We start from the raw sequence: 237 nt of genomic DNA, 5'->3' as shown, positions 1-237 counted from the left end.
GTTGGAATTGGATCTTGCCAAATTAAATCTTCTTGAGCAACATCTGGACCTAGATAACGGCTCTTTGGCCCCATGTCACGATGGGTCAACTTAAACCATGCGCGCGAGAATACTTCCGCTAAATAAGCTGGATCACGATAAAAACGTTCTGAAATTTTACGATATTCAGGATCGATTTTGAGTGCCATGTCGGCATCGGTCATGATCGGATTACGACGGACATTTGGGTTGTGGGCA

The 237-nt window shown here is 44.7% G+C and carries 1 pseudogene; it reads right to left on the bottom strand.

From position 1 onward, the window contains the following. A pseudogene (locus tag AC2Q9J_RS18495) lies at positions 1–237 on the bottom strand (catalase/peroxidase HPI); the annotation flags it as partial.

Source organism: Planococcus sp. RAB007_Raresut, from assembly GCF_057369535.1.
Note: the sequence above shows the minus strand (reverse complement) of the source record. Positions and strands in the feature narration are given on the sequence as shown.